The 13,721-nt window shown below is 58.3% G+C and carries 9 protein-coding genes and 1 pseudogene; 8 read left to right on the top strand and 2 right to left on the bottom strand.

Going from position 1 to position 13,721, the window contains the following annotated elements; all coding sequences use genetic code 11:
* Positions 1-380 precede the first annotated feature (380 nt).
* The 4 genes and pseudogenes from BLV07_RS33945 (at position 381) to BLV07_RS33925 (ending at position 2,946) form a co-directional block, all read left to right on the top strand.
* Positions 381-608 carry an LYR motif-containing protein gene (locus BLV07_RS33945; protein WP_091894623.1) on the top strand — a complete coding sequence of 76 codons (228 nt, stop codon included), beginning with the start codon at positions 381-383 and terminating at the stop codon, positions 606-608.
* A gap of 1,192 nt (positions 609-1,800) precedes the next feature.
* Positions 1,801-2,178: a hypothetical protein gene (locus BLV07_RS49115; RefSeq protein WP_244551297.1), complete on the top strand. Its 378-nt coding sequence runs from the start codon at positions 1,801-1,803 to the stop codon at positions 2,176-2,178.
* A 102-nt stretch (positions 2,179-2,280) separates the two neighbouring features.
* Positions 2,281-2,486 (top strand): annotated as a pseudogene (locus BLV07_RS33930) (cold-shock protein).
* A gap of 271 nt (positions 2,487-2,757) precedes the next feature.
* The gene (locus BLV07_RS33925; protein WP_091894617.1) at positions 2,758-2,946 is read left to right on the top strand and encodes a hypothetical protein; all 189 of its coding nucleotides are present in this window, start codon (positions 2,758-2,760) and stop codon (positions 2,944-2,946) included.
* 449 nt (positions 2,947-3,395) lie between these two features.
* Here the strand turns inward: BLV07_RS33925 and BLV07_RS33920 are convergent, their stop codons facing one another.
* Together BLV07_RS33920 and BLV07_RS49110 are read right to left on the bottom strand one after the other, a co-directional pair.
* Positions 3,396-6,215 carry a Ulp1 family isopeptidase gene (locus tag BLV07_RS33920; RefSeq protein ID WP_244551296.1) on the bottom strand — a complete coding sequence of 940 codons (2,820 nt, stop codon included), beginning with the start codon at positions 6,213-6,215 and terminating at the stop codon, positions 3,396-3,398.
* 765 nt (positions 6,216-6,980) lie between these two features.
* Positions 6,981-7,319 (bottom strand): hypothetical protein, encoded by a 339-nt coding sequence (locus BLV07_RS49110; RefSeq protein WP_244551295.1) that lies wholly within the window; start codon positions 7,317-7,319, stop codon positions 6,981-6,983.
* Positions 7,320-8,028: 709 nt separating this feature from the next.
* Between BLV07_RS49110 and noeE the strand changes: the two genes are divergently transcribed.
* From noeE to BLV07_RS33890, 4 genes are all read left to right on the top strand, one after another.
* Positions 8,029-9,294 (top strand): nodulation protein NoeE, encoded by a 1,266-nt coding sequence (gene noeE / locus BLV07_RS33910; protein ID WP_091894614.1) that lies wholly within the window; start codon positions 8,029-8,031, stop codon positions 9,292-9,294.
* A 202-nt stretch (positions 9,295-9,496) separates the two neighbouring features.
* Positions 9,497-10,453, top strand: coding sequence for a sulfate adenylyltransferase subunit CysD (cysD, locus tag BLV07_RS33905; protein WP_283806558.1), 957 nt, complete (start codon positions 9,497-9,499; stop codon positions 10,451-10,453).
* Positions 10,453-12,336, top strand: a complete 1,884-nt coding sequence (cysN, locus tag BLV07_RS33900; RefSeq protein ID WP_091894610.1) for a sulfate adenylyltransferase subunit CysN — start codon at positions 10,453-10,455, stop codon at positions 12,334-12,336. Before cysD ends, cysN begins: the two co-directional genes overlap by 1 nt.
* Positions 12,337-13,043: 707 nt before the next feature.
* Positions 13,044-13,379 (top strand): hypothetical protein, encoded by a 336-nt coding sequence (locus tag BLV07_RS33890; protein ID WP_091894606.1) that lies wholly within the window; start codon positions 13,044-13,046, stop codon positions 13,377-13,379.
* The last annotated feature ends 342 nt before the right edge of the window (positions 13,380-13,721 follow it).

Below are 13,721 nucleotides of genomic sequence, written 5' to 3'. Positions count from 1 at the left end.
GCAAAGTTCGCGGCGTCTCGAGAAGTATGGGATCGATAGAGATCAATAGCCGGCATCTCGGCGTGACGGCGCATGCTGCTCTCAATCGTCTCTTCGAGACATTCCTCGATCATCGCCTCAATTTTGTCGGTCGAGGGCATGAGCAGACCAGAAGGCGCTGTCCCTCGGCTCAAAACAGAGTGCGATCCGCCGAACTGGACAGATAGCAATCGCCTGGTCTGCGGGACAACAGGAGCGCTCGCGTCGCGCTGCCAAAGTCTCGAGCTTATCTCGATGCAGGAGCGGACAACCTCTTGGGAATGCCGCTTGAGGCAGATCAAATACTCTTGTGGCGCGAATGGCAGAATGATGGATAAGCAAACCCACGGCAAGAGGGTGCCATGCCTTCATTTAACGTTCGATTCATTAAGACCGTTTGTGACGATACCGGCCACGAACATCGTGCCTGTCAGGCAGCGTTCAAGGTCGATGCCGACTCGCTGAGTGCTGCTGCACAGCAGGCGGAGACCGATTTCTGCAAGCAAAAGAGTGTCCGCGATTGGACAGTCTTCGCCGATGTGATAGAGCTTCGAACCCCGCCTGCATTGCCGCCGGCATGGGGTGGTTAGCTGACTTTGGCGAGGGAAGTCTGCGAATTGAATTGTGGGGCCAATCTGTGAATCTAGGCGTGATCCCGGACAGGGTCGTGCCGTGATGCTGGTCAATTCGGCAGGCGCCCTGTTGTCTCGCGACACCTAAGCGGACCTTGCTGGAGGGTTTGCCGGCCTGCCGTTCAACTGGCTCTGCAGCGCTCCGCCAAGCGTCGTACCGGCAGGGCCATCCGGATCGAAGCATTTGCTCCCACATCGGTCTTGTTTGATTCACGTCAAAAACAAGTCTGCCTGCGGCAGCTATGGCTGTTTCGAAGGGTACGCATGCTTGGCCAATCTGCACATATCAATGTCCTTGACGGATTAGAAATCTGCTCAGCCGGTTACGCGCGAGCCTGTCCCGGACATCCGAACCGGCTTACTTGAGCCCGCAGGGCATCAATGCGATCGCACGTGAGCTTCATCTGTCCGCATTCGGCGCCGACACCTTGGTGTACTACATTCTGCCGTCTCAAAGCCGCCAGAGAGGCGTGACTGGTGGATAACGGTTAGGCCCTGCGGCGCTTGTTGCCGCCTGTTCGCGCCAATGCGGACCAGAGCCTCCGCTCTGTCTTCCTTTGGTGCACTCGATATCGTGGCGCGCTCTGCGGCATGCACGCTCAAGTGCGGGCGAAATCCGGAGAAAACTCGCGTAGAGTCTTTAAACGCGACTGTTGCTTCGATGTCACCAAATGGATGAACCGGCGATCTACGCTCGTATCAAACGAGGGACGACATGTTCGATATTTATTTGAACGGAAGACACGACCTTTTGGTCGTTCCGCGAGGCTTTGCGATCCCCGCGGGATTGGACGGCAATTGGAAGCGAAAGAAGCGGGCGGTGCGTTCAGTGAGCGATGTCATTCGCCAAGATGTGCAACAGCGCGGTTACCACCGACGTAGTTTGATCTCAAATCGGTCGAGTGCGGCAGTTGAGACTTCGTCACACGCGTAGCCAACGCGGCTATCTACGCTGACTCATTCTTCGAAACACTCTGGGCAGGATGTCGCCGATGCCGTCGAGAGCCTTGCTTACCGCGTCGACGGCAGTGGGTATCCTGCTTCATTAGGCTTAAGGAGCAAGGTTTCTTTTGAAAAGCGGCGCACGGCGCTGCGGCTTCCCTCAGGATAAGTATTATGGAGCTTTTCCTTGAGTCGATGGCGTCCGCGCGTGAGTTTTCAGCTGTCCATACTGAAGATACTTGCCGGCCAGCCGCACGGGCGGGCGAGCATTGAAATCGTTAAACAGCATTTGGCCATCTATTATAGCAGCGGCCCAGAGTGGCCGGCGCGTATGAAGCGCATCGCGAGCCGCGCGCCCCAACTCGATATTTTCGGCCAAAGGCTGATCGAGCGAGAGGCCGGGTGCTGGATTATCTCCGAGGAGGGAAGGAAGGCTCTTGAGACGCTCGAACAGCTAGATCGAGGTGCTATGCAGGGGCCGGTTGAGCGGGACATCGCGCAAGTGCCTGAAGATGAGCAGCCGCCCCTGGTGACTTCGCAGCCGCGAACGAGCGCGCGCAGAAAGCGCTCCCCGGCAAGCGATTGAGCCCGCGCAAAGGGCTATCGGCGTGACGGCTTGCCGCTCGGTCCCTTGCTGATGGCGACGTACTCCGATTAGATCGCGCAAATTCAGTTTGGAGATAATGCAGTGGCAATGGGTACTGTGAAGTGTTCAACGCGACCAAGGGATATGGTTTCATCCAACCTGAGGATGGAGGAGCTGACGTCTTCGTGCACATCAGCGCGGTCGAGAAGGCCGGCTACACCAATCTTGCGGAAGGCGCCCGGGTCAGTTGCGAGATGAACGCCGGTCGTTCAAGCAAAATAAGTGCGGAGAACCTGCGTATTGGTTGACGACGTCGTCTGGCGAGGGACTCTGCCGGGTCCTTCAGCGCTCTGACCACCTCTGGCGTACCTGGAGTCTGGGGCTGCATTCAATTATAACGAAGCCTCTCAACACGGCGTCTGTACGAAGTTTACAATTCCACAGCTGCACGAGTCCAGACGCCTTGTCTTGTGAACACATGACCGAGCTTGTAACGTGGCGCGAGTTCCTAAATTGCCTTTTTTACGGTCGTCGCTCCGAAAAAACTATGTTACAAGCCGCTCCTCAAAAGGAGCATTCATGGTGAAAAAAGAAACCAAGAAACGCGTTAAGCGGCGCGAGTGGACCAAGGCAGATATCAAAGAGCTCAAGGTCCATTCGAAGGCGCGGACCCCGGTCATAAAAATAGCAAAAATGACCAAACGCAGCGTCGGTGCGCTACGCCAGAAGGCCTTGAATCTCGGAATCGGACTCGGACATCAGCGGTAGCTTACTGATGAGCGCTGGTAAGTAGCCCAGTAGGGCGGCTCGCGGGCCGCCCTTTATGGCCATTGAAACTGTGTCGCAAATTGGCCCTACCAATTGCGGTGAAAAGAGCTTTTCACGCACTTGGCCTTTCATTGTCGCGGAACGGGCTCCAGTGCTTCGTCATCTTTGTTGAGTCCTGAAAGGAGGCATTGACGGCGAAGGCCGCTTGGCGCGGCATGATCGAGAGTGAAGACTAGGCTTATGACTGATCATATCCTATTTCGACGGTTTCCCGGCTGGAAATTATCAACGGCCGCTCGGCGCCACTGTATATTCGAAGAGAAGCAGCGGATCGTTGCCGAGAGCTACACCGGCCCTCGATTGGTCACGGTAACGGCGCGAGGCGACCGGTTTTCCGCAAGCGCAAGCACACCGGCCTGACCGGCCTCGGCGAGAGCCGCTAGCCGACCTCAGCTCCTTAGCCGGTTTTGCAGCGCCAGCCGGCTGACCCTGAGGTTCTTAAGGTTCAGCAGGTCCGGCTGTCCTATTGCCAATCCCCGAACCAGCGCTCGCGTGCCGTCCAGGACAAAGACGCCGCAATCATAGCTGTTCTGCTGCTGGGCCATTTCGGCTGGTCTCCGGCTGAGTCCCAGCCGCCTTGCGAGCTCTGCTGCACGGCCGTCATTGTATCCCCGGATGGAGTCGTAGTGATAGGCGACCGGCCGTTGCCGGTCTCTGCGATCAACGAACAGCAGCGACCAATGGGTGCCGCGTTGATCAGGACGATCGGCATCGTTCATTGGCAGAAACAGGAAGTCGGCAGTATCGTCGCCATTTCGATCGATGAGGCGCTGAAATCGACTTCGTGCCTCGCCATCGACGGCCGCCAGGCGTATCTGATAGTGGGCGACAAGGGGATCCACGAGCTGCGTCCGGACGGCGAGATCCGGATGGTTCTCCTGCAACCACTGCTCCAGCAACTCGTAATCCCTCTGGATGTGCTCGTCGCCGAGCCATTGTTCATCCCCGAGCACCAGTCCGGGGCCTCGCGAAGGGGCTGTCGGGTCCCAACCTCCGATCTGAGCAGCGGAGGTGGGGGCCGGAAATGCTCGCGCAGAATCAACCTCCTCGTCCAATTCGGACGGGGGCGGCGTATTCAGATCAATAATAGAGAGATCGCCGTAACTATCTGACCGAGTGTCGGCCGAGTGCGCTGGTGCAAAGTGAGCGTCGTCGCGCAATTCGGATGGCGTCGGCGCATTCAGATCAATCAATGACTCAACATCAGCGAAGGTGTCCGAGCGTGCCCTGGCAGGCTCCGCTGGCGCAATGTGAGCGTCGTCGTCTAATTCGGACGGCGTCGGTGCATTCAGATCAACAAAGGACTCAAGACCAGCGAAGGTGTCTGAGCGAGCCCTGGTGGGCAGCGGCGCAAAGTGAGCATCGTCGCGCAATTCAAACGGCGTCGGCGGATTCAGATCAATCAATGACTCAAGATCAGCGAAGGTGTCTGAGCGTGCCCTGGCAGGCTGCGCTGGCGCAAAGTGAGCGTCGTCGTCTAATTCGGACGGCGTCGGTGCATCCAGATCAACAAAGGACTCAAGACCAGCGAAGGTGTCTGAGCGAGCCCTCGCGGGCAACGGCGCAAAGTGAGCATCGTCGCGCAATTCGGACGGCGTCTGTGCATTCAGATCAACAAAGGACTCAAGACCAGCGAAGGTGTCTGAGCGAGCCCTGGCGGGCAACGGCGCAAAGTGAGCATCGTCGCGCAATTCAAACGGCGTCGGCGGATTCAAGTCAACAAAGGACTCAAGGCCAGCGTAGGTGTCTGAGCGAGCCTTGGCGGCCGATGATGACGCGGGTTCTTGCACTGCCTCGCTCAAAAAAGCCGCACCATCCCCGCTCGGGCTGGGCGCGGGAAGCACCTGCAACAGTTTGGGCCGCCTGGCGTCCGGCACAGCTGGCGAAGTCAACTGCTCTCGTGCTTGCATGCCCAGTGCCCGGTTCGCTTCGATAAGTTTCAAGTAGCTCCGAAGATGCGATAAATCCGCGTCTGCTACTCTACCTCTGGCCTGCCTGAACGTCGTCACGTCTTTTTGCAACGTTCCCTGCTGCTGCTCAGGGCCATTGAGCCGGGCGATCACGCTCTCTCCGCCCTTATCCTTCAGCCAAGCACTGAACCCACGCAGACGCGAAGCCCGCTTCTGGGCAGACTGCCTCTGCGTCGGAGTCGAACTTCTGAGATCGTGCAAGGCTTGGTTGAGCGCACTCTGGATGAGGGAGTCGTCTTCGGGATGAGGAGCCAGCGTACCTCGGCGCCGCCCCATCGCACGCGTTCCGGGTCCGCGTGCTTCGGCGTTTTCACCCCCAGACGCGAGCCTCGGGAGATCCTCCAAGGCCGATTTGAGGCGGTATTGAGGGTCTCCCCCCTGGCTCCTGTACGTCGAAAGATCCTTGGATAATGAATCGCCTTGCAACCTAGTAGCGATAGGATCCTTCTTGTTAGCCTGGAGCCACCGCATAAACGCCCTAAGTCCATAGAAGCTTTTGTCTATGGTCGTTTTGGGAATTTTTCTTCGCGCGCCGTCTGCTCGTAACCTTGCCAGCAGGTTTGCATCTTCGGCAGGGAGCTCCCCGATCAGCTCGTCGGCGGAAGGGAGGCTACCGGGGGCGATCTTGTTCAGCAGCCCAACGACAGCCGAACGGCCGCCATCTTTCAGATAGGCCCCAACGTCACTCACGAACGAATCATGGCCGGGAGAATCGCGGCCAAATCGGTTTGCTATGGGGGCCCGAAAGTTCTGGCGGAGCCAGCTGCTCAAACCGGTCAGATTGGCTCCCGCTGTCTTGACGCTTGGCTCGGGCATGCCTGCGGCGCGGGCTGCCTTCTTGAAGGCAGAGACGAGTGTTACGTCCTCAGCAAAGGGTTCGGAGCGGTCACGCTTGGCGCGACCCTCACGAATCTCCGTATTCACTAATTCCGGTTGCTGCGAACCATTCTGCGGCGAGGCGGCTGGTTCGTGCGCCGCCGCGTTCGAGGTGTAGCGCCCGTCACTAAACAGGTCGTCCCGCGCATTGGGCCAAACCGGTATCGCCAGTGAAGGGCCGAGTTCGCTTCGCTGGATCTGTCCACCGCCGTCCTCGCGCGAACCAGATTGCAACTGGTACAGCTGATGCTCAAAGCTTGCTTGCAGGCTCGCATCATCCCCCTCTTGGCCCGCCGGGATTTCGCCATTCTGAGGAAATCGCGGCACCCATCTGTGCAACTGCCAGGAGTGTGAATCATCCATACCGCTCTCCGTCCCAACCCCAGGCTGTCCGCAAGTCTGCGCAGCCAAGCTCAGATCTGGGCGTAAGCGCTGAGAAGCCGGTAAAGGCTTCAATCTCCGAATAACTTGCCGGCGGGAAGCCAACAAAACAACGCCAGTGCTAGGCGCGTTAGCTTTCGAGAAGCTGACCAGTTGCAGAGGAACTCCGCAGGGGCCGAATCTAGCATCCGTTCGGCCAGCAGCTTCTTCAGCTTCGGCGAGGCAGCCTTGGGCGCGCTGGGCCGAACGGACTGATCGCGTTAGCCATATGGAAACAACCTCGCGAATGGAGCATCCTCGAAGCTCATGCCAGGCTAAAGTTTGGGCGTAAGCGGACGCCGCCGAGCCTGTCGGCTAGCTCGAGCTCCGAGGCGATATGGCGCGCTCAGCAGCAATTGAAAAAGCGCTCTGTTAGCCTGATAGATGGCGGCGGAGCGGTTACGTCCTGAACCCGTCATCACCTGCGCGCCCTCGGCGTTGTGAACGGACCACAACCACCTTCGACCGCGCTGCTTCAAGAAATACTCGAAGGACGGGAGACTCGACATCGTTAGCGAGCTCCATTTCCGACGGTCGTGCGTTTGGTCTTCTGAATGCCAGAGCGGGCCCTCTCCGGGCGATGCCTCACTGTAGCAAGCTTGGCAATGAACTCGCTTGATCGCTCAACGCCGAATTCATCAAGAGCGAGCTCATCCTGCGCTTGCTGTCGTGGCGCCAAAGTCGCGAGATGCTTGCGCGTTTTGGCCGTCAGCGACATCTGCACGATCCGGGCATCGCGGAGGACTTATGCCGCAGGAAACCGTTTTTCTCTAGCAGCTTTGAGTGGGTCGTCACGAAGCAAGGGTCGACGTGCATCAATCGTGACATCAGATTGACCGGTACATCCTTTTCTCTGCCCAAATAGGTCACCGCCATCAGGATTGCCCACCGTGGCCCAGTGATGCCGAGCACATTGGCGCGGATTTTGGCAAGTTCTTCGAGACACGCATGGATCGATCTGATCTCCCACGTGAACGGCCGGACAATCTCGTCTCCGTCAGTGATGCGGCCAAGCGCGCTTGCTGGATCAGGTAAATCCGGCGGCATTTTAAGCCAGGTTCCATCCTTTACAAGCCTCCTTAGCGCCGATTAGGGGAGGGGCAGCGCTGCAAGAGCAGGTAAATCAAATACTTGGTACAGTTCGGCCGGATGGGCTTGCGAACAACAGGCTGGCCGGAGCCATGGCTCAGTGTCTTGAAGGACCAACGGCAGCACTCACGGGAAAGTTGCGTCGGGATCGATACGCGTTGACAAGATAGCTGCGCCTCGCCAGGTGTGAGATGTCCGCGATATGGTCTGCTTCTTTGCCGCACTCGCCGAGCTGTCCGCTCTTTTGCCGAGGTTGGTGTATGCCGAGCATCAGCGAGGTGCATGTCGCATTTCCGTCTTCAATGCTCCACCAACAGGCAGCTTGTGACTATACGTAATAACCTTCCATGTGCTGCGGGCGATCTTCGGCAAACGTCCGTATAGTTCTTTCCAACCTTCCCATATCCGCGATCAATCTTCGTGCAATTGAGCGGCGCTTGACTTCGTTTCAACTGTCGAGCAATCGAGGAGGCGATTGCAGTTATCCTTCTGCGATCCCGCCCGATCGATCGAACTCAACGGCTCTCCTGATGAGTGGCAGACAAAATTCTTGTCGTTTGACGCTTTGTACGCAAGCGGTTCCTCATGTGATCCCGCGGCTGGCTTTGTTTCGCTCAATCGAGCGAGCGCCGACAGGGTTCGCTTTTCAAGCACGAGGGTCTGAACGATGAGCGGACGTTTTGGCCGTTCGCCTGCGGTGTGCTTTCTCCTCGGTCTTCCACGATCCGGGACGACACTCCTGGCGCATTTGCTCCAGCACCATCCAGACATTGTGGCTCCGCCTGAACCCTGGTTGATGCTGGCGCTTGAAGCATTTGGCAGGGTGGATCAGCGCCATCCGGCGGGCAGCTCACTGATTGAAGCCGCGACCTCCGAATTCCTGGGGCGGATAGATCGCACGATCGTCAGCCGCGCTTTTGCCGATGCAGCATATGATCAGTATCTGGCAGAAGCGGGCAAGCGCATCATCTTAGACAAGACACCACGCTATTGGACGGCGCTTGAGTTTCTTGAATCTGTTTATCCAGAAGCGCCACACATCCTTCTGATGCGCAACCCCTATGCCGTTGCCGCTTCACTGAAATCGACGTGGGGCATCCCACTGCGGGCAGAAAGCTCGCATTCGGTCAGCGTATCCAGTCTCGCCGATCTCATGCTCCGTCTACCCGACGTCATCATATCTTCACTCGCCGATTTGGTTCTGGGCCTTCCCAAGCTCGCCGCGCATCGCACTCGCCCGCAGACACAGTTCGTGCACTACGAACTCCTCGTGGCGCATCCGGACGAGGAGATCCGGCGTCTGTTGACTGGGCTCGGCTGTGATCCAGCGGCCGTTGCATCGGCGGGGATGGGACAAGCAGATTATCTTCGATCCAGCAGCTTCGGAGACCGAAAAATCCTGGAACGAAACGCCGTCGACCAAAGCTCTGTCAAGACATGGCAATCTCAATTGAGCGTCGAAGAGATGCAAACCGTGACCGATCTGGTCGGCGCCGAGCTTTTGCTAGAACTCGGATATGAGCAGGAACTGCTGCTTGCACAGCAAGCCGGAGTCCTGGATAGGGGAAGGGAGGTAACCGAACTTTATCGTCAGATATTCCGAACCTGGTGGGATGTGCGAAGTACCAAGGCGGGAGCATTATCCGGCCCATCTCACCCTGGAGAGCCGGTCCATACTGCTTGGGACGTTTCGGAGAAAATTCGCTCTGCGTGCGACGTCTCCAAGGTGCGACAGGCGAACGGTCCATCGGGCGCAAACGTTGAGGAGAATTTGCGACCGGCCACTTCGATGGCGGCCCAGTTGCAACAGGCGCTGTTGGCGTCAGAAGCTGATCGAGCTGCGGGGCTGGACGCCATTCGCAACCGCGACACGGCTATCGAGATGTTGCGAGGCGAGGTCGCGCGGCTTGAGCAGATCCTCAATATCCCCTAGGCCGATCTGAATGCTTGCGATCAAAACACGCTGGTTGATTTAGCCAAGATCCTTAACCCGCGCGAGCTGATCTCCCGATCAGGTGTGACGCAGGCGCCGGCAGCATCAGCGCCACGTCTGCAAGTCTGCTGTCCAACGGGGCTTGACCTCATGGACGAGCCATGCGTCTTGGCCGGTCGTTTCCGTCGCGGATATTCCCACTCTGGGCTGGAGCCATAGAACGGCGAAGAACAGAGATCCTGCATCGAAAAGAAGATATATGCTGCCGAAACATCTGCGCCGTCTCGAGGCTGAATCGATTGAAATCATGCGTGATGTGGTCGCCGAGTTCAAAAGGCCGGTCATGCTTTACTCGATCGGAAAAGACTCAAGCGTGATGCTGCACATTGCGATCAAGGCGTTCTATCCGGCAAAAGTGCCTTTCCCCCTGCTTCACGTTGACACGACCTGGAAGTTCCGCGAGATGATCAGCTTCCGCGATGCGACGGCCAGGCGGCTGGGCCTCGACCTGATCGTCCATGTCAACAAGGAGGGCATCGCGCGCGGGATCAATCCAATCGATTCCGGCTCCGCGCTCCATACCCAGGTGATGAAGACAGACGCGCTGAAGCAGGCGCTCGACCTCCACGGATTTGATGCGGCCTTTGGCGGAGCCCGGCGCGATGAGGAAAAGAGCCGCGCAAAAGAACGGATACTCTCCTTCCGTTCGGCCGGACACGTATGGGACCCCCGTAACCAGCGGCCGGAGCTCTGGAGCCTATTCAACACACGGATCCGCCAGGGCGAAACCATGCGCGTGTTTGCGATGTCAAACTGGACCGAGCTCGATGTGTGGGAATACATCATGCTCGAGAAGATTCCGGTCGTTCCGCTCTACTTCGCAAAACAAAGACCGATAGTGCGTCGAAATGGTGCGACGATCATGATCGACGACAAGCGATTGCCGCTTAACTGCGACGAGACGCCGGAAATGCGGATGATCCGCTTTCGTACGCTTGGATGTTATCCTTTGAGCGGGGCTATTGAATCCGATGCGACGACGATCGAAGACATCGTCGCAGAAATGCAGATTGCGACTGTGTCGGAGCGCCAGGGACGCCTAATTGATACCGATGAAGCCGCTTCAATGGAGAAGAAGAAGCGGGAAGGCTACTTTTGATGTTTACAAAGCCGACGACGGAACCGGTCCCGGCCAGGACAAAGGATCAGCTGCGATTCATCACATGTGGCTCGGTGGACGACGGCAAATCGACGTTGATCGGCCGATTACTGCACGACAGCAAGATGATCTACCACGATCAGCTCACGGTGCTGGAACGCGACAGCATCAAGCACGGTAGCACCGGGAATGACATCGATTTCGCGCTGCTCGTGGACGGGCTGGAGGCCGAACGGGAGCAGGGCATCACGATCGACGTCGCCTACCGCTTCTTCACGACGCCGCGGCGCTCCTTCATGGTGGCCGACACTCCCGGTCACGAGCAGTATACCCGAAATATGGCTACCGGCGCCTCGCATGCTCAGCTCGCCATCATCCTGATCGATGCCCGCAAAGGCGTGATGGTTCAGACCCGCCGCCACTCCTTTATCTGTTCGCTGCTCGGTATTCGTCATGTCGTGCTGGCAGTGAACAAGATCGATCTTGTCGCATACAACAAGGAGTGCTTCGATCGGATCGCCCGTGACTATCTGGCCTTTGCCGCCGGTCTCGGCTTCACCTCGATCGTTCCGATCCCGATCTCGGCGCGCTACGGGGACAACGTCGTGGACCGCTCCGCTCATGCCAACTGGTATCATGGTCCCTGCCTGCTCGAGCATTTGGAGAGCATTGACATCCAGTCCAGCACCGCAAGCCAGGCTTTCCGCTTTCCGGTCCAATGGGTGAACCGGCCCAACCCGGATTTTCGGGGCTATGCCGGGTCGGTGGCTTCCGGGAGTATCTCGGCAGGAGACGAGATCGTTGTCGCCGCGTCGGGACGGACCACGCGCGTCAAGCGGATCGTGACCCATGATGGCGACCTTGTCGGCGCCGAAGCCGGCGATGCGGTTACCATTACACTGGAAGACGAAATCGACATCGGCCGTGGCGACATTCTGTCCCGACCGGACGACCGACCGAAGGTCGCCGACCAGTTCGCCGCTTATGTGATCTGGATGGACAAGGAGCCGCTCGCTCCCGGACGCAGTTACGTCCTGCGGATTGGATCGCAGACGATTGCCGGCAGCATTACCGCAATCAGGCATCGGATCGACGTCAACACTTGTGAGCATCTGGCCGCCGGGACGCTTTCCCTCAACGAGATCGCCTTCTGCGATGTTGCGACCGCAATGCCCGCAGTATTCGATCCTTACGACGTCAATCGAAAGACTGGATCATTTATCTTCATCGATCGTTACACGAATCGTACGGTCGGGGCCGGCATGATAGCCTTTCCGCTACGGCGGGCCACCAATATTGCTAGGCAAGCGCTATCCGTGGACAGGAGGGAGCGCGCCGCGCTCAAGAATCAGAAGCCTTGCGTCATCTGGTTCACTGGCCTGTCTGGCGCGGGAAAGTCGACGATTGCCAACCTGGTTGATCAAAAGCTGTTTGCGATGTCGCGGCATACCATGCTGCTGGATGGCGACAACCTCCGGCATGGATTAAACGCGGACCTTGGCTTCTCGGAGGTGGACCGCGTGGAGAACATTCGGCGTGTCGGTGAAGTTGCCAAGTTGATGGCGGACAGCGGCTTGATCGTGATCTGCTCGTTCATCTCGCCCTCTAGGGCCGAACGGGACAGGGTGCGCGGCCTGGTTGGCAAGGAAGAGTTCATAGAGGTCTTTGTCGATACGCCGATCGAGGAATGCGCGCGGCGAGACCCAAAAGGCCTGTATTCAAAGGTAAAATCCGGCAAGATCAAGAACTTCACCGGGATCGATTCGTGCTACGAAGCACCAACAACACCGGAGATTCATCTCAGGACCATGGAGCAGACCCTAGAGCATTCAGCGGAAGCGGTGGTGGATGTTTTGATGGCGCGCTCAATTCTTGATGGTTAGATGTCCCTCACATCGCACCATCGATTCGCACAATATCCTGCTGGCGCGGCCAAGGCGATTCGGCTCAGGCGGGCCTGCGATCGGACTTCTCAACTCTAAAGGAACAAAATGGTCGCACCCACTCCTCGACTGCCCGCTTCCGGTTACGTGCTGGAAGTGGATGGTCAATTCAAGACCGAGTACGCGAGCAGAGATGGAGCATGGGCGGGAGCGGAGGAGCTCAAGAAGCGCCGTCCCATGCTCCAGATCAGAATCTACGACGCGATAACAAAGGCCAGAGAGGAAGTCCGACTTCCAGTAGGTTGAGTTTTTCGCTTAGCGCTTCTTGCTACGCGTGCGGCCAGCGACACGAAAGCTCCCGTTAAAGCCGAGCCAGGCAGCGTCTCGGCCGGCTTCGATCTCTCGCGCAGTATGAGGGTGAGGCCTCGGTTTTCCGGGCCTGGCCGCATCCGGCGAGCGGGCGCTTGCTTCAGTATATTGACCAATCCGAACTTAGCAGTCGACCACGACTCCTTTCGCGGCCATGCCAGCTTTCGGAAGCTTGCCTCCTTTTGGCCCGCCGCTCGTCGGCGGACACCGCCCGCGTAAGCCCCGCGCCTTCGCGTCGCGAGACAACGCAGCCGCGAACCTTAGCCATCCTGCGCTGCGCTACGGACCGCCGCCGCGCTTCGGATTCTGCTCCATCCCGCCTGCCGTCGTTGATCGCCATGAAGGCGGCGATGGGCGCGGCCGAAAAGGCAAGGGAGCTCATCCATGGCGGGCGACAAGGACGATCTCTCGATGATCTGCTCTTTTCAACCGTCAACCTGTTCGACCGCGCGGTAGACCGCATCGAACGTGAGCTCGCCATCAACGAGCAGGCGCTGCAGAGGAGCCGACGCGAGCAGAACGGCTCGGAGGTGCGATCCGTCGAACCAGAGCGCCTCACCGCCGAGGTACTTGCGTTCATTGAGTGCCGCGACGCGATGGAACTCCGGCTCACCCTGGGGCTCACGCTTTGGACCAGCCGTCAACCACGGCACGCTCACCTTGGCGATGATTGATCCGTGAGACGTTCTCGCCGCGAAGCGGCGTGCAAAACCGAGAGATGCTGCCAGCCTGGCGATCGCTCTCAGAGAGGGCCACGTACCACTCATCTGGAGTCGGCTCGACGTAGCCTAGCAAAGCAGGACGACATGTTCTGCGGCGACTCGCCGAAAGGTGTCAAACTGACCGTTGCTAAACGGCCAGCGATCCAAGGTCGCTCAATTGCCTTCAAGCCGGACTCGACCACACCCGGACAAGGCCGCTCCATTCAAGCGCAACGACGTGATACCGGAAGTCATGTGCGACGAGGGCGTACACTTTCCAGGCACCAGCATCCAGGAGGATCGCGCCGGCACCGG

Origin of the sequence: Bradyrhizobium sp. Rc2d, from assembly GCF_900099855.1 — a bacterium.
Taxonomy (GTDB): Bacteria; Pseudomonadota; Alphaproteobacteria; order Rhizobiales; family Xanthobacteraceae; genus Bradyrhizobium.
This window is presented reverse-complemented; position numbering and strand designations above follow the sequence as displayed.